The following is a 26610-nucleotide window of genomic DNA, read 5'->3' as shown; positions in this document are numbered from 1 at the left end:
AAAAGGAAATGTTTATGTCTGAATATGGTGCGGTCATTCGCTGGCAGAAAGCGGAAGATGAAGCCTTTAGCGATAATCAATACAGCCGCGGCCACACATGGGAATTCGATGGTGGTGTTACTGTACCTGCTTCGTCTTCTCCTCATGTTGTGCCACTACCGCTGTCGGTGGCTGAGAATGTTGATCCAGAAGAAGCCTTTATTGCGGCACTTTCTAGCTGCCATATGCTGACTTTTTTGGGCATTGCGGCTAAGCAGAAGTACGTGATCGACTCTTATGTGGATGATGCGATTGGTGTGCTTGAGGAAGATGAGTCAGGCCGTTCATCCGTAACTACAGTGACACTGCGCCCTAAGATTGTGTTTATTGGTAGCAAGGTTCCAACCAGTGCTCAACTCGACAAGCTTCATCACTTAGCGCACAAGAATTGCTTTATCGCTAATTCGGTCAAGACGGAGATAAAGGTAGAGATATGAGACTAATTTGTATTGTTCAGATTATTTTCTAAAAGCTTCGTCTTTTTGATTTCTCTATCGTCTAAAGGGTATTCATGCAGTCTAGTTGATTGCAAAAAAGACCGAACAACCTATTGAGGGCTCCTCCATGACAGCGTTTAAGAGTACATCTAACTACGGTGAAAATGCGTTTATAAAAAGCAAACCGCAGATGCTCCAGAACATTTATAACACCACCGATGTATTCCCATACTGGGTTGCCGATATGGATTTTCAGGTCGCGGAACCGATCACTCAAGAGTTGAATCGTTTGGTTGAGCGAGGTGTGTACTCTTATGAGTTTCATGAGCAAGCGGTGTTTGAAGCGCTGTCGCAATGGTATTCAAAGCGTCATGGTTTAAACCTTTCTGCGGACAAGTTTGTTCAGGTGCTGGGTGTGCTTTCTGGTATCGCGTTGTTACTGCGTCAGTTTACTAATGAAGGTGATGGTGTGCTTATCCATACGCCGGCGTATCACCAGTTTTCTAACTTAGTGAATAAAGCAAATCGTCAGGTCGTGAAGAGCCCCCTTATTAATGATGAGCAAGGTTACCGTATTGATTTCGACGGTATGGAACAACAGATCATCGAACAAAAAGTGAAGACGATGATTTTCTGTAACCCGCACAACCCAACAGGTCGCGTGTGGACACATCAAGAAATTGAGCAGGTTATCGAGATCGCTAAGCGCCATGATGTGCTAATCATCAGTGATGAGATCCACTCAGACATTATCTTTGAAGGTCACGCTTTCACGAGTTTGGCCAGCTTTGATTACGACAAGGTCATCACCTTGATTGGTTCTCCGGCAAAAACCTTCGGTATGCACAGCATCTCAAACGGCTATGTGTACACCAACAACAGTGATCTATTTGAAACGTTCAAAGCCAACGTGGCGGCGATGTATCTTGACCATGGTAATGCTTTAACGACGTTTGCGACGATTGCCGCCTTTGAAAAGGGGGAAGAGTGGCTAGACGGCATGTTGGTGTATCTGCAAGATACGGTTCAGTGGATCACTCAATTTGCCGAGCAACGTATCCCTCAATTGAAAGTGATCCAACCGCAAGGCACTTACCAAGTATGGTTTGATTTTTCGGAGTTAGGCATATCGGAAGAAGCGCTAAAGAACGTGGTGTTTGAGCAGGCTAAAATGGGGTTAACGCCGGGCGGTTGGTTTGGCGCTGAGAGTTATCATTTTATGCGAATGAACATCGCCACTTCGCGAGACAATATAGAGCAGTCATTTACTGCTTTAGCGGACGCAATTGATGGCTTTGAGCGAAGAAACCAAGTTAGTTCAACTTGTTGTGATAGCAGCGCGTCAAAAAGCGGCTGCTGATATCGAACGTTAGGCTCTACAGAACAAAAAACCGCGAGGCTGCTTAGTGCATCACTGGCGGTTTTTTTGTGTCTGTGTAATCCTACTCATGGATTTATTGAGCTGTGATTGAAGTGCTGAGTACCTAGCGCTTCAATGATTGATAGAGATTGGTTGGCAGAGAGTTATGTTTAGCGTCCCACTGAATAGTTTTGTACATCGTGTGAGTGATAAAAGCCAAGTGATGGCGAATGCGACTGAGTGTGGATGCCAGTTGAAGCGTGTTCGTCGTTCACGTAACTGGTTGTTGGTGGCTCAAGATCATCAACTCATTGAATTTAAAACCATGCTAACCGATGAAAAAGACGATTGGATAGCAACCGCAATAGACAAAGTACTGCCTAAGCCAGTGGTGTGTTTGACATCGCTGTTAGCCGCTACGCCCTCGATGACGGTCGCGCAGTTAGTGATGGAATCAGGATGTTCAATGGCAGAAGCAAGGCGCGCTATTGATGAGCATGAAGGGTTGTAAGCGCAAACTATAAGTGAATAGGTTAGTTGTGAAAAGAAAATCGCGAGCAGCAAAAAGCCCGTAACGATATTATGCTTTTTCAGCGGAATATCGTTACGGGCTTTATTATCTGAGCTTACGGTGAAGCTAGATAAAGAGACCAGTTATTTGACGATTGCTATTAACTACCAATCTGCTGTTAACAATCAATCTTAAGCTAACAACCAGCCTTTGCTAAGTGCTTGCTCTAATTAAGAGTTAGCTACTTTTACACGAATCGTGTTGCTGCCAAGCTTTGACATGTTCAGCTTGTTTAGTGCCGCTTTAGCTTCTTCGTGCTCTGGCATTTCAACAAAAGCAAAGCCTTTAGATTCGCCAGTTTCTTGGTCTAAAACTAGGCTGCACTCTTTTACTGAGCCGAACTCAGAAAATAGAACACGGATGTCTTGCTCAGCAGTAGAGCGCGATAGGTTACGAACTAGAAGTTTCATAATAAACCTTGAATATGAATTTACGCCGAGCATTGTCGCACACTTTCATGCTCACCCTCACAAATAATTAGCTGAATAGTTCTGTTTACCTGTTCGCAGCTCTCTTTAACCGTTAACCGCGGTTTATCGTGATATCTGACACATATCCATGCTCAGTGCTGGTTAACGCTTGTTGCAGCATCTGAGCCGCCTCTGGAGCTGTCATAAAGCTTGAGGTATCCATGTCTTTGCCGCTTGTATTCCAAAACTCGGTCGCCATTCCTCCGGGATAAACCGCCACGATTTTCATCGGGTGACCTTTGAGCTCCAACCTTACCGATTCGATAAATCCTTTTACCGCCCATTTTGCTGCGCAGTAGGTGGACTCTTCCGCTTTAGCACCTTGGGCTGCAGTCGACATCACGACTGCTATGGTGACCGGTTGATCTTTGTAACGCTGAACAAGCTCACGAATCAGAAATATCGAGGACTCGATATTGTTTTTTAGCATGTCGCTGATCGCCGCTGGGTCTTGCTGTTCTATCTTACCGAAGTATCCACTGCCTGCACTGTGAATCACCAGCTTGGGTGTTTCTGGCAACGCATCAAGCATTTCGCTCACTGAGCGCGGGTCACATAGGTCACAGGCTTGGCTCACGGTATTCGCTGGCAGGCCTTTCGCCAATTCAGCTAAACGCTGTGAGTTACGGCCAGTGATCATTAAACGTTGACGATTGTTCGGTGTGTTCGCATATTGCTTGGCTAAAGCTGCGCCTAAACCGCTGCTTGATCCGGTAATTAAAATCATACTGTCTTAAATTTGTAGAGTGGATCCGAGATAGTAAGGGGCTAGGCTGAGTTTTTCTGAGATCTATGGTCAAAGTTGATGGATAACTTGAGAGATAAATTGAACGATGATTAGAGTGTCGTGAAACGGGGGAGGAGAATGGTGAAGCTGGGGGGAACAAAGGAGCGGCACGGTAGACTAAAAGTAACAGCGACCAAAAATAATGAGTTAAAAAGTAAAAACGCCGGCATAGAGCCAGCGCTTTTGAAGTCAGATTACTCTTCGTCGAACTGTTTAGTTGTGAACGAGTCTTCGATTCTGTTGAGCTCTTCTTGATCTTTCACTCGCTGCTCTTCTTGGCGAATTACTTTCGCTTCATTGAAGCGTTTCTTTTCCGACTTAGTCAGGAATTTTACAGCTTTCTTGTTGGTCAGTGCGTAAGCAACTACGTCTTCGCCCTTTTCTCTGCGGTCGTTTACACGTTGTGAGAAACGTTCATTGTCGCGAGCTTTACGCTCCGCTGAGGTTAACTTGCTCATGCTTTAAAGCCTTTTCAATTATTCATGGTAGGGAATCTACACTTAGCGAAACAAATAGGGACTGTTGAGTATGAGTCTAGCCCATTTGTATGCTGGTGGCGCATCTTAGCACAGAGGGGTGAGCTTGCAGATACGCTATTCGAGGGATTAAACAAAACAGCCCACAATTTTACGTTGTGGGCTGTTTTGTTGCGAACTGCGTTTGTTTTGTGAACTTAGAGCCGGTTGCAGGATGAAAAGAAGCGCTAATAAGACAAGGTCAAACTAAGACTCTCTCAATCAGATTTTCTCGATGTATAAGATGACTTCACCGACTTTAAAACCGAACTTCGACATCTCGGTTTTGTTGAACAAGCGTTTTTCGTCCATCAAGAACATCCAGTCGTCTAACACCACTTCATAGGTGCTGCCATCTACTTCAACTTCTAGGTCGTATTTCCAATACAGAGCCGAACCTTGAGTTTCACCATAAGCCGTTCCAATCACATCATTAGCGGTGCCTGAATAGGTGTTGTCACCGGTTTTTATCAGGTTCCAAACGCGAGTTGAGCGCTCACCGTCTGCAAACGTAAACCACTCTTTTATCTCTCCGTTGTCACCATCCCAAGACGCGATAAGTTTGGCATCAAAGCGGCGCAGTAGGTTTCCTGAACGGTCGAGCACCATGCCGTAAGCCATTAGCTCACCATCAAAGAAGGTTTCGAGCTTGAGTTCTGGCGTAGTGTCTACGTGGTTCTCTAAATTTGCAGAGCCACAACCGACTAACCAAGTGAGAGAAAGTATCGACAGAACGAACTTTAACAGTGTTGTTTTTGGATTCATTTGTTCAAACCTAAAAGTTGTTTGCGTAGGCCCGGTTCGGAGGTGTTTTCAGACAGCCAGATAGCAAGGAAGGCATCGCCGAATTGTTTGTCTTGGATGACACCAATAGGTTGCTCATCAAAGTAAAAACGGCTGACATTATCTTCAGCGACACGGATGGTGAGCGTGCTTCCTACTTCTACATTTGGCCACATTGAGTAGAGCGGCTCTAACCAACGTTTAATATTGCTATTAGGGTAGCCAAGCTTATTCCATTGATCTTCAGTAGCTTCGACCAAATCTTTACTCTCTATCGCTCGGTAGTACTCTATTTTCAAAGCACGTTCTGAAGTAGAGGGTGCGGTATAGAACTCGGCAGAGTAGAGAGTCCAAAACAGGTAACTCATTTCACCCTGACCACGCTTGTGTAAATCATCGACAGCTGAAGCTCTGGTGTTTCCGGAAAATAACAGAGCAGCAAACACTAACGAGAGAGTGACAAAGCCTAAAAGTGTGTTTTTTGCTTGCTGGTGAGCGCTAACAATACCGCTCTCAGGTTTGAACGTTTGTGTCGGATTGCGTGAATAAGCCATAAGTCACCTCGTTGTCCTTGCCATTTCAGGTTGTACTAAGTTGGAGTAGGCGGCCACCAGTAAGGGCAACAAGATCCCCCAACTCATTGCAAGGGCAGCAACTACCGATGCATCTGGCCAAGTAGTAAGAAGGGCACCTGCTTTGATGCCTCCCCAATAACTACTAGTACCTGCTACGAACCCTATGGCAAACAAGATCACTTTCGAGCATTTTAAAAGCCAATTCAGGCTGTGATTGAAACTGATTAAGAACATGATCCACAGGCAAATGAGCCACACTGGAAACCAAGATTGATTAGCAATTGCAGAGTCGACGGCAAAAATACCGAAGTGGAGCATGAGGCTATCAAGCAATAGCCCCAATGGTAATAAGACGAGTATTTTCAAGTCGCTACTGCGAGTTGGAGATAGAAGGAAGTGAACCACCACGATCAATGGCGTTACGAACGGGGCTTGCGCGGTAAAGAAGGCGCTGCAAACCCAGGTCGCTTGAAACAGAACGAGATTAATAATCCAAAACCGTTTCATCTTTTGCTCCAAAGTAACGAGGTTTTCTTGCGACTAAATGGTGAGTACTGATCACTCGCTCTTTGAATGCACCTTCACAGTAGCAGAAGTAGAAGGTCCAAAGGCGTTTGAACTCTTCTGAATAACCCAGTGATTCCAAATCTTCCCAGCTGTTTTCAAAGGCAACGTTCCAGTCGTTGAGTGTGCGAGCATAGTGCAGGCCAATATCATCAATTTCTTGAACCACAAGGTCTGTGCTGGTCGCAAGATGTTGGGTCATCACTGACACTGAAGGTAAACAGCCCCCCGGGAAGATGTACTTCTGGATAAAGTCGATACCTTTGCGGTACTTCTCATAACGGCTGTCAGCAATGGTGATCGCTTGAATCAGCATCTTGCCTGAAGGTTTGAGTAGCGAAGAGCACTTCTCAAAGAAGGTTTGCAGATATTCGTGTCCAACTGCTTCGATCATCTCGATAGACACCAACTTGTCGTATTGGCCTGACAGGTTTCGGTAATCTTGTTTAAGCAAAGTGATCTTGTCGGTTAAGCCGAGCGCTTTAACACGCTGTTCTGCCAGCTCGTGCTGGGCATCTGAAATGGTCGTGGTGGTGACGTGGCAGCCATAATGTTGGGCCATAAATATCGCTAAACCGCCCCAGCCAGTGCCGATTTCAACCACGCTGTCCGATTCTGAAAGCTCTAAGCGTTCACAGATGGTTTTCATTTTGTTCTGTTGTGCTTTCGACAGGGTTAACGCATCTTCGCTGTAGATCGCAGATGAGTACTGCATTGAGCAATCAAGAAAGCGTTCATACAACTCGTTACCGATGTCGTAGTGGGCAAGAATGTTTCTTTTAGAGCCTTGTTCGGTGTTGGAATTCTTACGACGAAGAAGTAGATTTTTGAATTTAGAAATCCATTGTGTTTTGTCGTCCAATTCATCCAGTTGAGCTTGGTTACGCGCCATGATTTGGATAACACGAGTCAGGTTTGGACTAGTCCATTTACCATCAATGTAAGCTTCGGATGCCCCAATACTGCCGTTGATAACAACATCTCTAAAAAAGGTCGCATCATGAATCACGATTCGACCTTTCAAGTCTGCTTCTCGATCACCAAATACTGAATGTTGGTCTCGCTCGATAATTTCCAACGTCGCAAATTGCAGGCGCTCTAGGACCTTAAAGATTAAAGCTCGATATTTACAGTTGCTTGAAACAGCAACGGCTTTAGCTTGTTGTTCAATGTTGTTTTGTTTGGCAAGCTGTTCCATGTAAACCTCGCTGGTAACTCATTCTAATATTTTGTGCCAATTAAGTTGGGTTCTGCTCCTGGGTTGGAGTGAATCCAAGCTTCAATTGAGTTCTCTTCATTAATTGTTGTGAAGGCGCTTAAGGTGTTGAATCTGGGTGCGCCACAAACGGTACTTTTTTCAGGAATAATTTGAGAGCCTGATAATAAATCCCCATCACGACTTTTATCGTCATCGCCGGAATCTTACATACCGTTTGTCTAATATTTTTCTTTGTTACTGACTGCTTTGTCAAAGCCAATGTCGCATCGAAAAGCTTGTCGTCTCGGCGGCTTTCGATGTGGACTAACGTGCGTTTCGCTGGCGGCTTAATTTTCCAAAAGTAGGTCATGTTTAAGTCCATAAACGGCGAAACGTGAAACGCTTTCTTTACCTTCAGTTCTTGGTGCATGTCGATGAGGTAGTAGTGTCTTTCTCGCCAAGGCGTATTACTCACTTCAGCCAACATGTATTTGCAATCGCCTGTTTCGTCATAACAGAAGAAACAGTTTATCGGGCTGAAATAAATACCTAAACAACGGCACTGTGCCAGCATCGTCACACGGTTTGAATCAGACCAAACACCACCAAGCTGTTGCACTTTGGAAGCTATACGTTGCTTAAGTGACTTTGGTTCATTAATACTGGGGTTTTCTTTTTTTTCAGTAAGATAATCCGACTCTACAAAGCGAATCGGGTTGTACCATCGAGTTCCGAATAGCGCACTACGCGATGTGGTTTGGGGCAGTTCATCAAGATCCAGCCCCATCATGTAAAGCTGATAACTAAACTCATGGGTGATGTCGCCAAAACGGCGATGTCTGACGTTACCCCAATAGATACCGCTGAGTTCTTCACTCTTTTCGGATGCGATCCCCATTTCGGATGTCAGAGTTTGGCTGTTCACAGTTCTGAACTCGTACTCAAATCTAAACCGAAGCGTTTGGTCACATCGAGTGCACTGTGGACGCCGTCTTCATGGAATCCGTTGTACCAGTAAGCGCCTGCAAAGTGAGTCTTATTTTGGCCGCAGATTTTTTCACGTTGTTGCTGTGCGTTCACCGTGTTCGAATTCAGAACAGGGTGGTGATACACAAAGCTTCGAATGATTTTTTCCGGATCGATGGCGTCGTTCTGATTCAAGGTGACGCAGAAGGTGTCTTGGCTTTCGATGCCTTGCAGAATGTTCATGTTGTACGTCACACAAGCTGGTCGTTGGCTGTTGCCGTCGAGCATGTAGTTCCAGCTCGCCCAAGCCAGCTTTCTATCTGGGAGCAATCGAGTATCGGTATGAAGAACCACTTCATTGCGGCTATAAGGTATTTCGCCCAGTACCTGTTTCTCCTCTGCTGTTGCATCGCCTAGCAGATGTAACGCTTGGTCTGAATGACAGGCAAATATCACCTCGTCGAAACCCTGTGTGCCGCCATCTTCAAATTCAATCGTGACCCCTGATTCTTGGCGAGTGACTTGTTGAATCGATGTGTTGAGTGCAACAGACTTACTTAAGCGTGAAAGGATGATTTCAATGTAAGAACGAGAGCCTTTAGGAATTACATACCACTGCGGGCGGTTGGCAATGTCTAGCAGGCCGTGGTTGTAGAAAAACTGAATAAAGAATTTAAGCTCAAACTCTTCCATCTCTTCTAAGCTTGTCGACCAAATAGCGGCCCCCATCGGCAGAATGTAGTGCTGGCTGAAAAAATCGGAAAACTGGTTGTCACGCAAGAAACTTCCAAGGGTAACGTCTGGAGTGAACACATTGCTTTCGAATTGCGCCTTACACAACTTGTTGAACTTCAGAATGTCAGACACCAAAGACCAGAACTGCGGCTTGAAGATGTTACTCCTCTGCGCGAATAACGAATTAATGCTGTGGCCGTTGTATTCAAACTTGGTGGTGGTGTTGTGGACGCTAAAGCTCATCTCGGTGGGTTGTCTTTCAACACCCAGTTGTTCGAGCAGCTGATTGAAGTTTGGGTAGGTTCGATCGTTGAATACGATGAAACCTGTATCTATCGAAAAAGCCGAGCCCTGATGTTCAATATCAACGGTCGCGGTGTGTCCCCCAACATAATCATTCTTTTCGAATACCGTTACGTCGTGGTGCTTATCTAATATGTGCGCGCAAGTGAGTCCAGAGATACCTGAACCAATAATGGCGATTTTCTTCATTGTTATACCATCCTTGAAGCGAGTTTTTGCCAAACTGGAGTTGGAAGCATTCTTAATAGCTTCATCAACATGATGAATCGTCTTGGGAAATCGATCTCACTCTTTCCTTGAGCAATACCGTTTACGATTCGCTGAATTGCGGCCTCACTACTAATAATCATAGGCATAGCGAACGTGTTTCTCTCGGTTAAAGGAGTTTCAACAAAGCCAGGGTGCACAATGGAGACATGAATATTGTGCTTGGCAAGGTCAACCGAAAGCGTTCTTCCTAAGTAAGTGAGACCTGCCTTTGAAGCGCCATAAGCTTCGGCTCTAGGCAAAGGCAAAAAGCTGGCGCTGGAGCTTACTAAAACCAAGCGTCCGCCGGGCTTGATGTTTTTTAGCCAAGCTTTAAGGGCGTAACCAATTGAAATTAGATTGATGTTGATGACGCGCTCGAACAACTCTGCATCGAAATTGACAGGATCATCGATGTATTCACAGTCACCCGCGTTCAAGATCAGCAGGTCGAGTGGATTATTTTGGTCAAGTTCGGGGAAATTGTGGTAATCGGTTAAGTCAAAACAGAGTGGCTCGATTGACGAGTGCGATAAGTCCGTCTCATGAGAATCGACTAAAGCTTTCAGTTTGTCTTGATTGCGGCCGCAAGCAATCACCTGATGCCCTTGTTGAGTATAATCTATAGCGAGTGATTGGCCGATACCTGAGGTCGCGCCTGTGATCATAATACGCATTATCGGCTCGCTCTTTTTTTGATGGATTTGATCGCGCAACCTAATACTGGAATGTGCTCGTACAACATCGAACCCACATCCAGATAATCGCGATGATAAACCACTTGGTTGTCCAACATTTTAATATGACTGTGCCCTTGAACTTCAATCGGCTTTTGTCCGTTGAGTTGTTTGTGAGCGAATTGCATTGTCCAATAAACGGATGCTTCATCTTTCACTTCAAAGGTGTGTTCGATGTGGAAGTAACAACTAGTGACTTGTGTATAGAGGTTCTCGAAGTAATGCGTTAACGCGACAATCCCACTGACATGATGCAGTGGGTCTTGGAATTCGATGTCCGGGTGATAAACCGTTTTTAATACGTCGCAGTTGTCGGTTCCGAGTTCTCGGTACATGTTGAGAAAGTTATCAAGCCATAGTGAGTTGTCCATAATAATCACTCTAATTATTTGAAAAAGGCTAAGGCTCTCAATCGTGCTTCTTTATGTTCAACGATGGGTTGCCAGTATTCACTGTCTATTCCATTTTTAGCGATAAAATCATGTGGGAAGTGCACATGTTTATCTGGGATATTTTGCAGCTCTGGAATGTACTTACGAATGAAAATTCCTTTTGGATCAAACTTTTCACTCTGGGTAATTGGATTGAAAATTCGGAAATAAGGTTGAGCGTCGCAGCCGGTACTTGAAGCCCACTGCCAACCACCATTATTCGCGCTGAAATCACCATCGATAAGGTGTGACATAAAGAATCGTTCGCCCCAGCGCCAGTCAATCAGCAGGTGTTTGGTCAGGAAGCTCGCAACCACCATCCTTAGCCGATTGTGCATCCAACCTGTCTCAACCAATTGACGCATAGCTGCATCAACTAATGGGTAGCCTGTTTTTCCTTCGCACCACGCCTTGAAGCTAGGGTTGTCGTAATACCAATCTAAGCCGTTGTATTTCTGTTGAAAGTTCGCACCTTTAACCAGTTTAGGATGATGGAACATCAAATGCTTATAAAAATCTCGCCAAATCAATTCATTAAGCCAAGAAAAGGCTGGCAACTGAGTATCAAATAACAAGTCAGGCTGTTGCTGAATCAATTGAATCGCTAACCAACGAGGGCTGACTGCACCAATAGCCAAGTATGGCGAAAGACCAGAAGTCCCCTTCACCGAGGGAATATCCCTAAGGCGAGAATAATCGTTAACTTTATTGGCTAAGAAATTGGGAATCACGCTCTCAAGGACGTCTTGGCTTAGTGGCCAACGCTCTGAATCGGTACGCGGAAAGTCGAAATCGTACTCGCCAGAAAAACCACTTAACGATTGTTTCAGTTGTGATGAATTCTGTAGCGAATCCGTTTCAGATGAACCTGTTTGCGCTGATCCTGTTGAATGCACTGGAGCGTGGCTGCAAATGATGCCTTTCGCTTGTACTTCTTTTAACCATGCGTTTTTGAAAGGTGTGAAAACCTTGAACATCTCGCCTTGTTTATTCAGCACGCTACCCAATGGAAGAATCGTATCGCAGTCGGTTATTTTTAGCTTTATACCAGTAGCGATTAAGCGTTTGTCTCTTAACTGCTCATCCACTTCTGGCTCTGAATTGGCATACACACATGTCGCATCGACCTGTTTGCACAAGTTGATGAGCTGAGTGGCTTGATCGTTAAAGTCTGTGGCTTTGAGGTGCAGCAGAGTGATACCGAATTCAGCGAGTTGTGATTCGAACTGTTTCAGGTGGCGATAAATGAAGTCCGCTTTTATCGGTGCAAGGTGATGTTGTTGCCATTGCTGCGGGGTTGAAATAAAAACGGCGATAGAGACGCCGTTTTCAACTGCAGAGACGAGAGCTGGGTTATCGTGAATCCTCAGGTCTCGTCTTATCCATAGAATGTCGCTCAATATCCGTATCTCAGCTTAAGTTCTTGTGGGTGCGGGTTTAGGTAAACCTGTGATTCTAGGTACTCGTTTGGATATTCCATCAGATAGTGGTTGATCAGCGTTAGTGGAACTAACAGAGGAACTAGCCCTTCTCTAAATGATGAAATCTGATTGGTGAGCTCTTGTTTGTGAGCGCTACTCAGCTGTTTCTTAAAGTAACCTTGCAAGTGATGCAGAGTATTGGCATGACTGCCACGATTTGCATGGTGCATTAGCGCCGTCATCAGACCTTCGATGTACTTTTCAGCCAGCTCATCGATCTCTAAATCGCTACTCGCTAAAAGTTTGCCCAGGCTCTTGTAACCTTCAATGTGGTGGCACATCACTAAATACTTGTGAGCGCTGTGGAATTGAATCAATTTGTGTTTGGTTACGCCTTCATCAACAAGGTCGAGCCACTTTTGGTAAGTGAAAACTCGAGTCATAAAGTTTTCACGTAGAATTGGATCGTTGAGGCGACCATTCTCCTCCATAGGAAGTAGGGGATTGCCTTGCATTACTTGTTGAGTGAACAAGCCAACGCCTGTCGATTCAGAACCACGCCCGTGGTGGTGATAAACCTTTACTCGCTCCATGCCACAGGTTGGGCTCTTTTGACACACGATGAACCCTGCGATGTGTTGGTTGTTCTTTGAATAGTTTTGCCCAAACTCGATCAGTTCATCGGTAACATCGCCAGAACCATCAGGTCGAGAAACATGAATGATGTCGTCTAACATTCTGGTTTGACGGATCGTAGGACGCGGCGTTGGAAGTCCAACCCCCATCTCTGGACAAACTGGCTCAAGTTCTACGTAGTCTGCAAGATCGTCTGTGCAAAAACGAGAACGCTTATGGCCAGTATCGAACCGAACTTTATGACCGGCGACACATGCACTAATGCCTATTTTTATTTTTTTATCCATTGGTCAATTCCTTACGCTCATTGCTCATTGCTATTCTTATATTGTGTGTTTTATTGCTTATTAAACATTACTTTAGTTCGGTTTTTACTTTTCTTACTAGCCAACTCTATGAGCCTTGTGACGTACCCGAGAAATCTTTTCTAACTAATAAATGTATTTACCCAGTGGGTTGAACAGTTGGCTAACCCCTTTGGTGAAATACAAGGCATCACTTGAAACGGTTAAGCACACACAACCTTCTTTAGTCGCAGGCTGATGGGTGTGTTCTCCATCTAACCAGATGAAGTCACCTTTGTTGTAAACGCCCATTTCATCTTCGAAGCTGCCTTCTAGAAGAAGCGTAATCTCGAAGCCTTTATGAGTATGACAAGGCACCTGCCCGTCTTTGTCTATATGCAGCAAGCTGGTGTGGTGTGATTCATCATCGAAATCGAGTCTTGCGCGAGAAATCTTGCCCAAGTTCATCCAATCTTTTCTTACCACTGAGTGGAGCGCGCGAGGAATCGTGAAAGTCGTGTTAGACACGGTTTCTTGTTGTGCTTCAATAACGACTTCGACAGCCTGTGATAAATCTGCCGTGATCTGATTAATCACGTCAAAATCAAACTCTCCGTCGTCAGCTAGGAATGCGTCCATTTCGCTGTCAGACAGTTTTAGCCCTGCTGTGTCGCTTGCAAAGGCTGAGTCAGCAGCTTGTGCTGTCAGCATGCTCACTTGTTTTTGACAGTGTTCGCAAAGCTCAACATGGCTAGAAACAATCAAAGAAACCGAATCCGCTAGATTCCCATCGACAAAATCTTTCAAGATTGCTGCATTTGGGTGATGTTTAATCATGGTCTTGTTCCCCCATGTGAACTTTTAATTTGGCGAGTGCGAGTCTTAGACGTGATTTAACAGTTCCAAGCGGGACATCGAGTTGTTGGGCGAGCTGTTCTTGCGATAACTCTTGGAAATAGACACCTTTCACAATGGTTTTCTGAGCGAGAGGCAACTTCTCTATTTGAGTCATGACGTGACGGCTCATTAGATGATCGCCGAACGGAAGCTGCTCACTTTGTGATTCGGCTACCATGGCGTCAATCGGCCAAATGTCGTCAGCGATGGTTTGCTCTGCTTTGGCTTTCACCTTTCTCAGCATGTCGAAAGCAGCGTTTCGCATTACGGTGTATATCCAAGTCGTCGCTGCGCCTTTCTCTTCATTGTAGAGATGCGCTTTCTTCCAAACGTTGGTCATCGTGTCTTGGATTAGCTCGTTGGCAGCGGCTTCACTGCCCAACTTACTGATGCCAAAACGCTTGATTTTGGGAGCAAAGAATTTAAATAGATAAGTAAATGCCTGCTTATCTCTGTCTGAACCAACCAAAATTAGCCAGCTTGAGAGCTCTGTAGGAACCTTACTTTCGGTAGGTAGTTTATTGTCGGGGATAATGACATGCTCCTTGCCGTTCCCGGTTCTTCTGCTTTCCATTTGCATAGTAATTAACCATCATGCGAATTTGATAGACACTACGTGGAGAGTGAAGGTGGGGATCACTTTATTTTAAATTAATTTCTACTATACAAAATTATAGTGAATAAAAGTGCTTATTGCCCTGTAATGATTTGATTCAAAAAGGGAACTAAAGACGGAAAACTAGCGGGTTCTGTGAATTTGGTTTTCTTTTCCAATGGGATAGGCATCATTTCGAGTAGTCGAGCACAGATCCATTGTGGGCTTTCGAAGTCAGGAGCGGGGTAGAGTGCCCTGATCGAATCGTGCTCTCTAAACAACTCGACAAGAAACGCAGTAACTACGTTTGGCACCGTATAGCTGTATTGTGGCCAGTGAGGTAACAAACTGAATTTGCTTTTAATCAGGTCATCATCGTCTCGAAACGACTCATGAAGTTGCACTAATTTTTCACCTTCGACATCAATTTCCAAAATCAGGTCATCCGACATATTGAAATCAACGATGGACACCTTTGTCCCCCATGAGCTGAGGTGTTCAGAATTGTCTTGAGTAGCAATGATGAAACCATCGCCTTTCGCCGCGTGAGCAACCATCGCGAGATACTTTGGTTCAAAAATACGCAGTCTCTGCCGGCCTCCGGGCAAAAGAAAGATGGGGAGAGGGAACACAGCAAGCTCTAGAGAAGACTCTACGGGTTTGTCTGGTTTGGCTTCTGTCCGCGTGATCTTCCCAGTTGAATTCGGCACATAGCACTCCTTAGTTTAAATGTGATTTGAGAAGATATACGTGGTGATGATGGTGTTCGATCAATTCGCTTCGACTTATGTTTGCAAAGGGATAGGTATTTTGTTGCACCTGTTCATAAATTCATTGTTTTTAACTTTTCTCATACGAATCATTAGGTACTATATGTACAAATAGTAAGCGAACAGATGGTCGCCAAACGATGCTTCCATCTGACGTTCTTCTATACCTAACATCGCATCAAAGGAATGGTCATGATCGTTATTTATGGTATCAAAGAGTGCTTAAATCCGATTAAGTTACAGCTTTCTAATGTCTTACAACAATGTTTGAACAGTGAGATGGGCTTACCGGATGATAAGCGAGCACATCGATTTGTCCCTTTGGAAAGAGATGACTTCTTTTATCCCGAAGGGCGAACAGAAGCCTATACCGTCATTGAAATCAATATGATGGAAGGTCGAGCGGTAAACACTAAGAAGCGTCTAATTAAAAAGATATTTTCTGAGATAGAAAAGCAATTAGGCATCTCTCCTATTGATATCGAAATCACCATTAAGGAACAACCTTCTCACTGTTGGGGATTTCGAGGTCTGACGGGCGATGAAGCCCAAGATTTGAAGTATAAAGTGAAGGTCTAGGGCTCGACCTCTCAACTATTAGCACGTGAGACACAAGACTTAAGCCCGTCTTTCTAGTCGCGGCTTTGGAATGTGATGCCAAAGCCGCTTGTTTCTAGTTATCGATACTCCCCTTTAAGTATCATCACTTTCTTTTAAATACTGATGCCAATTTTCAGTCATCACATCAAAGTGCTCGACGCAGAACTCTTTCCTATCTTTCAAATAGTCATTTTCCACTTCATCGAGCAAGTTCTTATAAGCATCGGGATCGCTGCCATACACCAAACATAAAGTGGAGAAGTAACGTTGTAGGTCGAAACTGTGTTCATCGATGTATTCCCCTAAGTCATAATATTCTGGGCGATCTTCTGACTCGAAAGCGAACATGTCTGCTGCGCTGATTGCTGCATCACCACCATGTTCGACATAATTCAGTAATAACACCGTCGCTAGGTTATCAACGGCATCTTCTTCTTTACCCAATATGGCAATGTTCTGGTCTTCGATATAAGCATGCCCGGCTTCGTGCAGCAGGGTATGAAGCAAGGTATCGATAGCGCCGGTTTGCGCGGATTTTCCATACTCTTTTTCGTATTGGTTCTTTTCAAAGTAATTGAATGATTCAGAGTAAAAGCTATATGGGATCAGCACTTGATGCGTTTGTGGATCGTAGAGCGGACCTTCGTCTCCGCCGTATTGAATGGTTAATGGCTTTTCAAACATCAAGAGTTGGTTTGATAGGTCAACGACAGTGTCATTGATGCCACTGTTTTGGATCTCTCGCTTGATCTGCTCTTCTTCGGTATTTTGTGGTGTAGAGAACTCAACGATTAGGTTACTTTGGTTTTCTTGTTCACTAGATGCATAAGTTGCGGCAAACATTGAGCTAAGGGCTAGGCTGTAGGTCAGTGTTCGTTTCAATAATGTCATCGGCTATCCTTGTGATTATGCTACGAATTAGAGTCGGCACTAGGGTGAGTACACCAAGTAATGTATCCCAAGTTATTTACCACGCTAGAGTACAAGTTTAGACGGAATTTTGAAGTGTCGAGAACACTAACTTTTGAAGTTGGCGCTATCCTATCAATGAATGACCAGCTTTGAGGCTAGGTAATTATCAATTGGCGAGCTGAATGAACGGTGTTGATGTGATTCGTTTCTATTGGTAATTAACAGATAAATTTCGGTTCAAGTAAACCCTTGTGCTATACTCCGCGCCCCAATCCGAATTGGCTTGCTTAATCTTAGGAAATTATTATGAGTGTTAAAAACGAACTTCAACAAATTAACAACCGTCTAGACAAGTGTCGCAACAAGTTAGCGGCTGCTAAAACTCGTAATGATCGTCCTGTTGTTCGTCAATTTGAAGATGAGATTAAGAAGCTAACTAAGAAGATTGCCCAGCTTAAACACAAAGAAAGCTTTGATGTGAATCAAGAGCGTAAATCGCTGATTGATATGCCATTTAGCCGCGAAATCACAAAAGCTGAGCAAGCGGATATGGGTAAACTGAAAAAGTCTGTAAAAGGATTAGTGATTGTTCACCCAATGACGAAGATTGGTAAAGAGCTTCGCATTGAGGTTATGACTGGTTACGCACCGAAAAAATTCTAATTACCAGCGATGGTGATAAAAGAGGAGCTAGCAATAGCTCCTTTTTGCTTTTTTAGGTATTAAAAAAGCAGAGTAAGCGGCAAGAATACTTACGCCGTTTTCAACTTTTGGGAGGTGATTGTTGTCACAAATCCTTTTTTCTCCTATAAAAGTTAACGTGCTACTAACATAGCACCAAGTGATCGCAGTAATGTGTTCGCTTTTCGAATCTACAATTTCTCTCCAGTTTGTATAAATATAGGTAGAGCAGCACAAATAATCACAGATAAAACTAGACTCATTAGGGAAGATGAGAACGTAAAAAAATAGAGGTTATATGAATCAATTAATTTCAATTGGACCACTAGAATCCTTCCTAATCGCGATTAGTGTTTTGTTTCTAGGTCATTTCGTCAATGCAAAGCTTCCGGTTCTCAAAAAGTACAATATACCAGAGCCCATCGTCGGCGGCTTGATCGTCGCTTTTGCTATTACAGCCTTGCACTTTAACGGCCTTGATCTTGAGTTTTCCTTGCCCTTGCAGAACACCTTCATGTTGATGTTCTTTGCAACGGTTGGCCTTGCGGCTAACTACACGCAGCTGATTAAAGGTGGTGCCAAGGTGTTCCTATTTTTAGGGGTAGCTTCGGTTTACATCATTATCCAAAACGGTGTAGGTGTAACACTCGCAACAGCCCTTGGCCTTGAGCCTCTAATGGGGTTGATTGCAGGTTCTATCACGCTATCCGGTGGTCACGGTACTGGTGCGGCTTGGTCGCAAACTTTTGCAGACACGTTTGGCATTGCTAATACCCTAGAAATCGCGATGGCTTCTGCCACGTTCGGTTTGATTATTGGCGGTATCATCGGTAGCCCTGTGGCACAAAAGCTGATTGATAAGAATAAGCTCGAATCTGAATACGGTACTGGCACGCAAACGCACGAACGTTTTCCTGAACTTGTTACTTATAACGAGTACGAAGAAGATAAAGTGACGGCGAAGAAGGTGATTGAAGTCTTGTTCATTCTTCTTATCTGTATCACGGGTGCGAGATACTTAGAGCAATGGGTCGCGACTTTTGAAATTTCTTGGTTAATGATTCCTGACTTCGTTTACGCGCTGTTTATTGGCGTGTTCATCACCAACGTTTTTGAAGTGACTAAGCTGCATAAAACCGATAGCGAAACGGTCGATATTCTCGGTACTGTGTCGTTATCACTGTTCTTGGCAATGGCGCTAATGAGCCTGAAACTTTGGAATATCTTTGACCTTGCGATTCCGTTCTTGGTTATCCTTGGTGTTCAGGCGGTGGTGTTAGGTATTTTCTCTTACTTTGTGACTTTCAAAGTAATGGGTTCTAACTACGATGCAGCAGTAATGGCTGGCGGTCACTGTGGTTTCGGCTTAGGTGCAACACCAACAGCGGTAATGAACATGGGATCTTTGGTGAACCGATACGGTCCATCGCCACAAGCCTTCATGGTTGTACCAATCGTCGGTGCTTTCTTTATCGATATTGTTAACCTGATTATCCTACAAGGGTATATCTCGTTTATCGGTTAATGTGAACGCCACGTTTTGCTTACAAGAAAGCCAGTCTATTGACTGGCTTTTTTGTTGCTTATATTAGAGTTGTTCTAATTGAAAGCATCAAATTTTCCCGAATTTGATGTGCATTTTCGTGTTGAATACAGTCGACCTATATAATGAGTCGACTGCTTTTCACCTTTGTACTTATGATGGTGAACTTATCTGCAACTCCTTCAGTAGAGGAAATGCGGCTTTGATGTGCTCTCCCGTGACAATGAAACCAACCATTTGATTCTCTTCATTGAAGCCCTTTGCGATAATGCCCTTGGGATCGAATCGTGTTTCCCAGCTCTGAGCGGTTTGGATATCACGCCCTGCAAGTTGAATTGGGTAACTCGGTGTTTTCACCTTAGTGATGATATGAGGCAAGCTGAGTTTTGCTTCTCTCAATAATGGCTCCCCTTCTCCCGTTGTGAGTTGCTTAGCCAACACGTTTGCAGACAAGATTGCTGGCTGCAAATAGGCCATTACGCGACCCTCTATTTCAGCGCAGTCACCAATCGCATACACATTCTCAGCACTGGTTCTCATGGTTTCATCGACCACAATCCCTCTGCTTACGTTGATGCCAGCTTGTGTCGCTAACAGCGTGTTTGGTCTTAGCCCTGCTGCTGCAATCACGATATCAGTTCGTATCAAACGAGAAGAGGTGGTTTGCAGTCTGACGCCATCAGGCAGATAAGTCGCTCTACACACTGCAGAATCGGTTTCAACGGTGACTCCTGCTTTTGTAAGCTCTCTTTCCAGTTCGAGAGAAACGAAAGGCGGCACAAGACTGTTTAGCAAGTAACTCGCAGGCTCGATGATGGTGACATTTTTGCCTGCGGTTTGAAGGTCGAAGGCGAGTTCGACCCCGATCAAGCCTCCACCAATCACAGTGACTCGTTGGGCATCGTCAACTTGAGCCTTGTGTTTCTCGAACTCCTCCAAACTATTAAGAGTAATGGTCGCGTTACGTTTTAACCCTTCCGCTGGTGGAATAAAGGGAGTCGCGCCCGTCGCTAATACCAACTTTGAATAGTGGATAGATTGCCCATCAACATAAACACACTGCTGCTCAGTATCTATCTCGCTAACTAGAGCTTTGGTTTTGATGACCACGTTGTACTGCTCTGCCAACTGTTGAGCATTATGTTGCGTTAGATCTTCTGGTGCTTGCGCCTGACTGAACACGTGCGAAAGGTTCGGCTTACTGTACTCAACTCCAGCATCGGCGGTGATCATGGTAATTGCGATATCTTGGTCAATTTTACGTACCATCTTGATGGTTTGTAGGGCAGCGAAACCGCCACCCACAATGACAATGTTCGACATGCTACTTCTCCACAAACACTTCTTTGCCTAAATGGCATTCAGGGCAAAGGAAATCATCAGGTACTTGCGCCCAAGGAGTTCCTGGTTCGACGCCTTGGTAAGGTTCACCCAATTGTGGGTCGTACACCCATTCGCATACTGTACAACGCCAGCAAGTGCAGTCTGCCGTGTGTACTGAGTTATCTTGAGCTACTTCTGTTTCCTGCTCTGTCGTGTCTTTGAGAGCGGCAGTGTTTTCTGCAGGGGCAGGTGTGGTTTCAAGCGGTTGTACATTGCGTGATACTTGTTTCGGTGCGCTCACTTCATCTGCTTCTGTACGCCACACCTCAGCAAGCGTCATGCCGTAATCGATACATTGGCGAAGGGCATCTGTGTCTGGTTTCCAGTGGATGTGTTGTGGTGCGCTGACTTCGAAATTGGCTTCACGTAGGCGAGCATCGATGCGTTTAACTGCACCACCGGTCCAACCTGAAGAACCGAATGCAGCGGCTCTTTTTTCTGCGAAACGTAGGCCGTGTATCTCTTCAAGTAGCGCAGCGATCTGCGGCATCATCACATTGTTCATGGTCGATGAACCAACAAGTACGCCCTTTGAGCGGAAGATGTTGGCAAGGATGTCATTCTTGTCGTGCTTAGAGATATTGAAGACCTTGATTGCCGTTTCTGGGCTGCCTTTACGGATCCCTTTAGCGATAGCATCGGCCATCATGCGAGTGTTGTTCGACATGGTGTCGTAGACAATGGTGATACGATCTTCTTTGTAGGCTTTCGACCACTCGTAGTATTGCTCAACGATCTGAGTCGCGTTGTCACGCCAAATACAACCGTGAGAAGTCGCAATCACATCGATCGGCACACCTAAACTTAACACTTCTTCTATCTTCGCTTTTACTAGAGGCGCAAACGGCGTCAGGATGTTAGAGAAATAACGCAGACATTGATCATGAAGTTCTACTTGGTCTAGCTGGTCGTTGAATAGGTTTTCGTCACAGTAGTGTTGGCCGAATGCATCATTACTGAACAGGATTTCATCGCCAGTTAAGTAGGTCGCCATTGAGTCTGGCCAGTGCAACATCTTCATCTCAACAAAGATAAGTTGCTTGCCGTTACCGACATCGAGCGTGTCGCCGGTTTTTACGGTTCTGAAGTTCCAGTCAGGCTGATGGTGATGGCCAACAATCGAGTTAACACCAGCTTCTGTGCAGTAAACAGGTGTGTTTGGAATTTTAGCTAGTAGTGCGGAAAGGGCACCTGAGTGGTCTTCCTCTGCATGCTGGCAAATGATGTAATCGATGTCATTTATATCGATTTCCATCTCAAGGTTTGCAAGGAATTGTTCAGTAAAGCGATGATCGACAGTATCGACAAGCACTGTCTTCTCTTCACGGATCAGGTACGAGTTATAGCTGGTACCTTTGTTCATGTGGTATTCCTTACCATGGAAGTGTTCTGTTTCCCAATCGTGGACGCCGACCCAGTGAACATTTGATTTAACGTGAATAGTCATAATGATAATACCTTATTTAAATATCTAAGGCTCCCATTGCACTAGTTGTGCCATGTTTTTAAGTGTTTGTTTTATTGTTGTTTGTTTGGTTTTTGAACACCGCGATGTGTCTTTATGACATTGTCGTATTTGTAATCAAAATAAATCCAATGTGTCTTTATGACTAAGTGGTTGGTAGTTGCTTGGATGAATAACAGATACAAAAAAGGCCAGACGAGAGTCTGGCCAAATAAAGCAGTGCGATTTGTTTGTTTTAGCTATTACAGCGTTGTGCCGATTACAGCGTAGTAACTGTTATAACGTAGTAACGACTTCATCAAGCGCTAGACGCGCTTTTGGTTTGCCGTGGTTGTAGTCTTCGCCGTCTTTGTGGTAGCCGATAGCCAGTGCTACATCAACAACGTGACCTTCTAGTTCGTCAGCAAATTCTTCGCCGATCAGAGCTGCGTCTACGCCTTCCATAGGTGTTGAAGCGATGCCAAGACGAGCTAATGTGTGCAGTGTGTTACCCAGTGCAATGTACACTTGAGACTTAGTCCAGTTACCGTTGAAACCGGCTTCGTCTGTGTTCATTTCTGCGAATGCGTAAGCACCTAAGAATTGCTCGTACATTTCAGCAGGTAGGTGACCAGAGCTTACTTCCGTATCTGCACGCTTCGCGAATTTCTCTTTAGTGTATTTAGGATCATGAGCAAACAGGATCGTGTGTGACGCTTCTTTCGCATGTGGTTGGTTAAACTGGAACATGTTCTCGAAAGTATTGTGGAAACGTTGTTTTGCTGCGTCGCTCTCAATGATGATGAATTTCCAAGGCTGAGAGTTGATAGAAGAAGCTGATAAACGAAGTGCTTCTTTGATTACTTCCATGTCTTCCGCAGAGATGCGTTTTTCGGCATCGTATTTTTTAGCTGTGTAACGAGTGTTTAGATCAGTAATGATTGGATGAGTCATGTTGAATCCTAATATCTATCAATAATAAATGTTGTAGGGTTTTATGTTCGGTAACGTCAACAATAAACGGATAACGCATTTAGGCAGTATCTCTATCGAAATCGTTGCTCGAACCGTCAATTTCTAAAAGACTTAACGCTTAAATGGCTATCGAACATGTCCCCATAAATCGAGTATCTGCGGTAGCTCAAGTCGATGGGTGTAAGATAATAGAAGAATGGCTGGGGAAAAATAGCGAACACATCAAATCACTATGGTTAATAATGTCCACAATGATTCAATAAATGTGAACTTAATTGGTTTGGAGTGCCGTGATTCAGTGGGTTAGTACGCTTTTATTCCATATTGGCGTAATAATGGGGGGAGCACGCTATCTAGATTAGGGATATCCTCAGGAGTGATTTCGATTAAGCTAAAGCCGTGCTCTTGGTATATTTTTCTTGTCTCTATACGCTTGTCTTCGGTTATTGGCGCAGAATCGGTTCCCCAAAACTGGATATACACCTTACCACTTGGTAGATAAAAATCGCAGATCACTTCTTTTGAGATCGGCAGCGGACGCTCGTACGCATGAACCACTCCTGCCATATAAAGCCAGTTATCGATGATCAGCTCTCCCTTTGAACGAACATAATGTCCATCTAAGCTTCGGTGCTTCGCTTCGAATTTCTGACGAAAACTGGAAAATGACACATCAGTAGAGTGGCTTTCAGCATCGTGCCCTAGGAATTCAACAACGGACTGCTTTAAACGTTTATTACGTACCAATGAGTCGTGCCATACGACGAATAAGTTTTGTGTGGCTTTATCTTCTCTTTGTTCACCACCGGCTTTTAAGCCTGTAGAGGTGACATGCCAGCCGTCGTCTTCTTTTGTTATCCAGCCAAGCTCATTGAGCAATAAGTTGATTTTCTTTGCGCTGAGTTGAAAGGCATTGCCGAGCTGAGTTGCGGTTAGTGTTTTTCCAGAGAAGGAGTCTAAGTCGATGAGCAGTTTTTCTGGCCATACGATAAATACACCAAACTTTTTGTGTTCTACATATTCCCCACCAAAGCTTTCCCCTCGCTCGGTCAGCACCCAGCGGTCTTCTGAACGTACGATATAGCCAGCCGTTTTTAGGTCACTAAATAGAGTTTTAGCTTCTATGCCTTTTTGTTTAGCGAGTGCCGATGTGGAGATCTTGTCTGACATAGTCTTCTCTTAAGTCGTCATTTGACTACTGGATAATGTGGGGTCGGAATTACACAGGAACTGATTACTAGAATAACACATCTACTTTACGCAATTCCGCTTCCTCATTGTTCATGTATTTTGAGTTTTTGGGGGAAGGGTTCTCTAAAAAAGCATCAAGAAAGACCTTTATTATATTCTGTAATTAAATTACATAATGATAGATTTAATTCATCTGAGTGCATAGAAAACACACTAGGAATGGTGTTCCTTCATACATGGTTTATAGTTTTTAAGATGCACCTTTTATTAAATGCGATCTTGATCTCTAATTATTTTTTACTGCTGGGTTTGTAAGTGTGATCTACATCTCGTGTGAATTAGAATTATTCTCATCAATTTCACTTTGTAATTTAGATTCATGACATTTTTGTGATCTAAAGCGTTGCTGTTAACCCCAAAATGTTTTTTATGCGTGATGTTTGTCACGAAAGTTGGGCTAGGGTGCATTTTGGAAATGTTGTGATACATTTTAATCAACTTTTGAGCACACACTTTCGGTCATTTGACCAACCAATACACTACGGGGTTCTACCTATGTTATCACCAGAAGCGAAGATCAAGGTTCAAAACTTTGGTCGTTTCTTATCCAATATGGTAATGCCAAACATCGGCGCATTTATTGCGTGGGGTTTCATTACTGCACTATTTATCCCAACAGGTTGGTGGCCTAACGAAACGTTAGCATCAATGGTTGGTCCTATGATTACATACCTACTGCCACTATTGATTGGTTACACCGGTGGTAAAATGGTTGGTGGTGACCGCGGTGCGGTAGTCGGCGCTATCACAACAATGGGTGTTATCGTTGGTACTGATATCCCAATGTTCATGGGTGCAATGATTGTAGGTCCACTGGGTGGTATCGCAATTAAGAAATTCGATGAAGCTGTTCACGGTAAAGTGAAGAGTGGTTTCGAAATGCTAGTGAACAACTTCTCGGCTGGTATCATCGGCATGATCTGCGCGATCATTGCGTTCATCGTGATTGGTCCTGCAGTTAAAGTTCTATCTTCTGGCTTGGCGGCTGGCGTTAACGTGATGGTTGAAGCGGGTGCATTACCTCTTGCTTCTATCTTTGTTGAACCTGCGAAAATCCTATTCCTAAACAACGCAATCAACCACGGTATCTTCTCTCCACTAGGTATCCAGCAATCTGAAGAGATTGGTCGCTCAATCTTCTTCCTAATCGAAGCTAACCCAGGTCCGGGTCTTGGTCTTCTACTTGCTTACATGGTGTTTGGTAAAGGTAGCGCGAAGCAGTCTGCTGCAGGTGCATCTATCATCCACTTCCTAGGTGGTATCCACGAAATTTACTTCCCTTACGTTCTAATGAACCCACGTCTAATCCTTGCTGTAATCGCAGGTGGTATGGCGGGTGTATTCACTAACGTAGTGTTCGATTCTGGCCTTATCTCTCCAGCATCACCAGGTTCTATCTTCGCTATCTTGTTGATGACACCTAAAGGGTCTTACATCGGTGTTGTACTTTCTGTAATCGCTGCAACGGCTGTGTCTTTCATCGTAGCTTCAATCCTACTTAAGACTTCAGCTCAAGGTGACGACGAAGATTCACTAGAAAAAGCCTCAGCTCAAATGAAAGACATGAAAGCGTCTTCTAAAGGTGCAGCATCAGGAGCTGATGTAAACCTAGCGGATGTTAAAGCTGTTTATGTAGCGTGTGATGCGGGTATGGGGTCAAGTGCAATGGGTGCCGGTCTACTTCGTAAAAAGGTAGCAGCAGCAGGCCTAGACATCGAGGTAACGAACTACGCAATCAACAACCTACCAGCTGATTCGCAGATTGTTATTACGCATAAAGACTTAACAGACCGTGCACGTAACACCATTCCAGGTGCAATGCACATGTCTCTAAGTAACTTCTTAGACGGGGCTGTATACGACAACCTAGTAGCAGAGCTGGTTGAAGCACAAAGTGGTGAGGCGAAGGTAGAAGTTCCAGCTCCTGCAGAAGCGCCTGCTCAAGAAAGCAACAAGCTTGCCCTAACTAATGACAGCATCTTCCTTGGCCTTAAAGCGACTCAAAAAGAAGACGCAATCAAATTTGCTGGTGACCAATTAGTAAAACTTGGCAACGTATCACCGGAATACGTAGACGGCATGTTTGCTCGTGAAGAGCTTGTGTCTACTTACCTAGGTGAGTCTATCGCTGTACCACACGGCACAATCGAAGCGAAACAATATGTACAAAAAACCGGCATCGTTTTCTGTCAGTACCCTGAAGGTATTCAGTGGGGCGAAGACGAAGATGATATCGCGAAGATGGTTATCGGTATTGCCGCACAAGGCGATGAGCACAACATGGTGCTGATGGCTATTACCAATTCACTCGATGATGAAGAAGCTGTGGAATGCCTACAGAACACAACAAACCCTGCTGATGTTCTACGTATTCTCAACGGAAACTAAAAAGCTCTAGTCAAGCTCCTGAGTGAAGGAGGCCGGTATCCCCCTACTGGCCTCATTTTCGGTCTTAATCTCTTTAAGAAGATTCAGTCTGAATAGCTTACTGCTTAATGCCT

General features: G+C 44.4%; 28 protein-coding genes. 7 read left to right on the top strand and 21 right to left on the bottom strand.

Features of this window, described 5'->3' with window-relative positions; genetic code table 11:
- Positions 1 to 14: 14 nt before the first annotated feature.
- The 3 genes from IHV80_RS16890 (at position 15) to IHV80_RS16880 (ending at position 2347) form a co-directional block, all read left to right on the top strand.
- On the top strand, positions 15 to 476 hold the full coding sequence (locus IHV80_RS16890) for an OsmC family protein (protein ID WP_192891533.1): 462 nt from the start codon (positions 15 to 17) through the stop codon (positions 474 to 476).
- Positions 477 to 603: 127 nt separating this feature from the next.
- A complete protein-coding gene (locus IHV80_RS16885) occupies positions 604 to 1836 on the top strand; it encodes a MalY/PatB family protein (RefSeq protein ID WP_192891532.1) in 1233 nt (410 codons plus the stop codon).
- Positions 1837 to 2002: 166 nt separating this feature from the next.
- The gene (locus IHV80_RS16880) at positions 2003 to 2347 is read left to right on the top strand and encodes a ribosome recycling factor family protein (protein WP_192891531.1); all 345 of its coding nucleotides are present in this window, start codon (positions 2003 to 2005) and stop codon (positions 2345 to 2347) included.
- A 230-nt stretch (positions 2348 to 2577) separates the two neighbouring features.
- Here the strand turns inward: IHV80_RS16880 and IHV80_RS16875 are convergent, their stop codons facing one another.
- The 16 genes from IHV80_RS16875 to IHV80_RS16800 all read right to left on the bottom strand — a co-directional run bounded on the left by IHV80_RS16875 (position 2578) and on the right by IHV80_RS16800 (position 15260).
- Positions 2578 to 2817, bottom strand: coding sequence for an RNA recognition motif domain-containing protein (locus IHV80_RS16875; protein ID WP_017106751.1), 240 nt, complete (start codon positions 2815 to 2817; stop codon positions 2578 to 2580).
- 112 nt (positions 2818 to 2929) lie between these two features.
- Positions 2930 to 3604, bottom strand: a complete 675-nt coding sequence (locus IHV80_RS16870; protein ID WP_192891530.1) for an SDR family NAD(P)-dependent oxidoreductase — start codon at positions 3602 to 3604, stop codon at positions 2930 to 2932.
- Positions 3605 to 3858: 254 nt separating this feature from the next.
- Positions 3859 to 4122 carry a hypothetical protein gene (locus tag IHV80_RS16865; protein WP_004732701.1) on the bottom strand — a complete coding sequence of 88 codons (264 nt, stop codon included), beginning with the start codon at positions 4120 to 4122 and terminating at the stop codon, positions 3859 to 3861.
- Between the two features lie 279 nt (positions 4123 to 4401).
- Positions 4402 to 4944, bottom strand: coding sequence for a DUF3833 domain-containing protein (locus IHV80_RS16860; RefSeq protein WP_192891529.1), 543 nt, complete (start codon positions 4942 to 4944; stop codon positions 4402 to 4404).
- The gene (locus tag IHV80_RS16855; protein WP_192891528.1) at positions 4941 to 5516 is read right to left on the bottom strand and encodes a chalcone isomerase family protein; all 576 of its coding nucleotides are present in this window, start codon (positions 5514 to 5516) and stop codon (positions 4941 to 4943) included. The genes IHV80_RS16860 and IHV80_RS16855 overlap by 4 nt, the downstream gene beginning before the upstream one ends.
- Before the next feature lie 3 nt (positions 5517 to 5519).
- Entirely contained in the window at positions 5520 to 6044 is a 525-nt protein-coding gene (locus IHV80_RS16850) for a DUF2878 domain-containing protein (RefSeq protein WP_192891527.1), read from the bottom strand.
- A complete protein-coding gene (locus IHV80_RS16845) occupies positions 6022 to 7299 on the bottom strand; it encodes an SAM-dependent methyltransferase (protein WP_192891526.1) in 1278 nt (425 codons plus the stop codon). The genes IHV80_RS16850 and IHV80_RS16845 overlap by 23 nt, the downstream gene beginning before the upstream one ends.
- 118 nt (positions 7300 to 7417) lie before the next feature.
- Positions 7418 to 8224, bottom strand: coding sequence for a DUF1365 domain-containing protein (locus tag IHV80_RS16840; protein ID WP_192891525.1), 807 nt, complete (start codon positions 8222 to 8224; stop codon positions 7418 to 7420).
- Entirely contained in the window at positions 8221 to 9492 is a 1272-nt protein-coding gene (locus tag IHV80_RS16835; RefSeq protein WP_192891524.1) for an NAD(P)/FAD-dependent oxidoreductase, read from the bottom strand. Before IHV80_RS16835 ends, IHV80_RS16840 begins: the two co-directional genes overlap by 4 nt.
- A 2-nt stretch (positions 9493 to 9494) precedes the next feature.
- Positions 9495 to 10226 (bottom strand): SDR family NAD(P)-dependent oxidoreductase, encoded by a 732-nt coding sequence (locus IHV80_RS16830; RefSeq protein WP_192891523.1) that lies wholly within the window; start codon positions 10224 to 10226, stop codon positions 9495 to 9497.
- Positions 10226 to 10657 carry a nuclear transport factor 2 family protein gene (locus IHV80_RS16825; protein ID WP_192891522.1) on the bottom strand — a complete coding sequence of 144 codons (432 nt, stop codon included), beginning with the start codon at positions 10655 to 10657 and terminating at the stop codon, positions 10226 to 10228. The genes IHV80_RS16830 and IHV80_RS16825 overlap by 1 nt, the downstream gene beginning before the upstream one ends.
- 14 nt (positions 10658 to 10671) lie before the next feature.
- Complete coding sequence (gene phrB / locus IHV80_RS16820) at positions 10672 to 12117, bottom strand: deoxyribodipyrimidine photo-lyase (protein ID WP_192891521.1); 1446 nt, start codon at positions 12115 to 12117, stop codon at positions 10672 to 10674.
- Positions 12114 to 13061 carry a YbgA family protein gene (locus IHV80_RS16815; protein WP_192891520.1) on the bottom strand — a complete coding sequence of 316 codons (948 nt, stop codon included), beginning with the start codon at positions 13059 to 13061 and terminating at the stop codon, positions 12114 to 12116. The genes phrB and IHV80_RS16815 overlap by 4 nt, the downstream gene beginning before the upstream one ends.
- 144 nt (positions 13062 to 13205) lie before the next feature.
- The gene (locus IHV80_RS16810; protein ID WP_192891519.1) at positions 13206 to 13895 is read right to left on the bottom strand and encodes a ChrR family anti-sigma-E factor; all 690 of its coding nucleotides are present in this window, start codon (positions 13893 to 13895) and stop codon (positions 13206 to 13208) included.
- Entirely contained in the window at positions 13888 to 14535 is a 648-nt protein-coding gene (locus IHV80_RS16805; protein WP_192891518.1) for a sigma-70 family RNA polymerase sigma factor, read from the bottom strand. Before IHV80_RS16805 ends, IHV80_RS16810 begins: the two co-directional genes overlap by 8 nt.
- Positions 14536 to 14645: 110 nt before the next feature.
- The gene (locus tag IHV80_RS16800) at positions 14646 to 15260 is read right to left on the bottom strand and encodes an LON peptidase substrate-binding domain-containing protein (protein WP_192891517.1); all 615 of its coding nucleotides are present in this window, start codon (positions 15258 to 15260) and stop codon (positions 14646 to 14648) included.
- Between the two features lie 252 nt (positions 15261 to 15512).
- Here IHV80_RS16800 and IHV80_RS16795 point away from each other — a divergent pair, with 252 nt between their 5' ends.
- Positions 15513 to 15899, top strand: coding sequence for a tautomerase family protein (locus tag IHV80_RS16795; RefSeq protein WP_192891516.1), 387 nt, complete (start codon positions 15513 to 15515; stop codon positions 15897 to 15899).
- 114 nt (positions 15900 to 16013) lie between these two features.
- On the opposite strand, the gene IHV80_RS16790 is transcribed toward IHV80_RS16795, so the two are convergent.
- On the bottom strand, positions 16014 to 16811 hold the full coding sequence (locus IHV80_RS16790) for a DUF4344 domain-containing metallopeptidase (protein ID WP_192891515.1): 798 nt from the start codon (positions 16809 to 16811) through the stop codon (positions 16014 to 16016).
- A 327-nt stretch (positions 16812 to 17138) separates the two neighbouring features.
- Here IHV80_RS16790 and IHV80_RS16785 point away from each other — a divergent pair, with 327 nt between their 5' ends.
- Positions 17139 to 17495, top strand: a complete 357-nt coding sequence (locus IHV80_RS16785; RefSeq protein WP_010432454.1) for a YibL family ribosome-associated protein — start codon at positions 17139 to 17141, stop codon at positions 17493 to 17495.
- A 316-nt stretch (positions 17496 to 17811) separates the two neighbouring features.
- Positions 17812 to 19038, top strand: coding sequence for a sodium/glutamate symporter (gene gltS, locus IHV80_RS16780; RefSeq protein ID WP_192891514.1), 1227 nt, complete (start codon positions 17812 to 17814; stop codon positions 19036 to 19038).
- 171 nt (positions 19039 to 19209) lie between these two features.
- On the opposite strand, the gene norW is transcribed toward gltS, so the two are convergent.
- The 4 genes from norW to IHV80_RS16760 form a co-directional block, all read right to left on the bottom strand.
- Complete coding sequence (gene norW / locus IHV80_RS16775) at positions 19210 to 20379, bottom strand: NADH:flavorubredoxin reductase NorW (RefSeq protein WP_192891513.1); 1170 nt, start codon at positions 20377 to 20379, stop codon at positions 19210 to 19212.
- Position 20380: 1 nt separating this feature from the next.
- Positions 20381 to 21886, bottom strand: coding sequence for an anaerobic nitric oxide reductase flavorubredoxin (gene norV, locus IHV80_RS16770; RefSeq protein ID WP_192891512.1), 1506 nt, complete (start codon positions 21884 to 21886; stop codon positions 20381 to 20383).
- 294 nt (positions 21887 to 22180) lie between these two features.
- The gene (locus IHV80_RS16765) at positions 22181 to 22837 is read right to left on the bottom strand and encodes an NAD(P)H-dependent oxidoreductase (protein WP_192891511.1); all 657 of its coding nucleotides are present in this window, start codon (positions 22835 to 22837) and stop codon (positions 22181 to 22183) included.
- A gap of 324 nt (positions 22838 to 23161) precedes the next feature.
- Positions 23162 to 24028: a glycerol kinase gene (locus IHV80_RS16760; RefSeq protein ID WP_192891510.1), complete on the bottom strand. Its 867-nt coding sequence runs from the start codon at positions 24026 to 24028 to the stop codon at positions 23162 to 23164.
- A gap of 576 nt (positions 24029 to 24604) precedes the next feature.
- On the opposite strand from IHV80_RS16760, the gene IHV80_RS16755 reads away from it, so the two are divergent.
- Entirely contained in the window at positions 24605 to 26497 is a 1893-nt protein-coding gene (locus IHV80_RS16755; protein ID WP_192891509.1) for a PTS mannitol transporter subunit IICBA, read from the top strand.
- Positions 26498 to 26610: the final 113 nt, after the last annotated feature.

Source organism: Vibrio bathopelagicus (assembly GCF_014879975.1).
GTDB lineage: Bacteria > Pseudomonadota > Gammaproteobacteria > Enterobacterales > Vibrionaceae > Vibrio > Vibrio bathopelagicus.
This window is presented reverse-complemented; position numbering and strand designations above follow the sequence as displayed.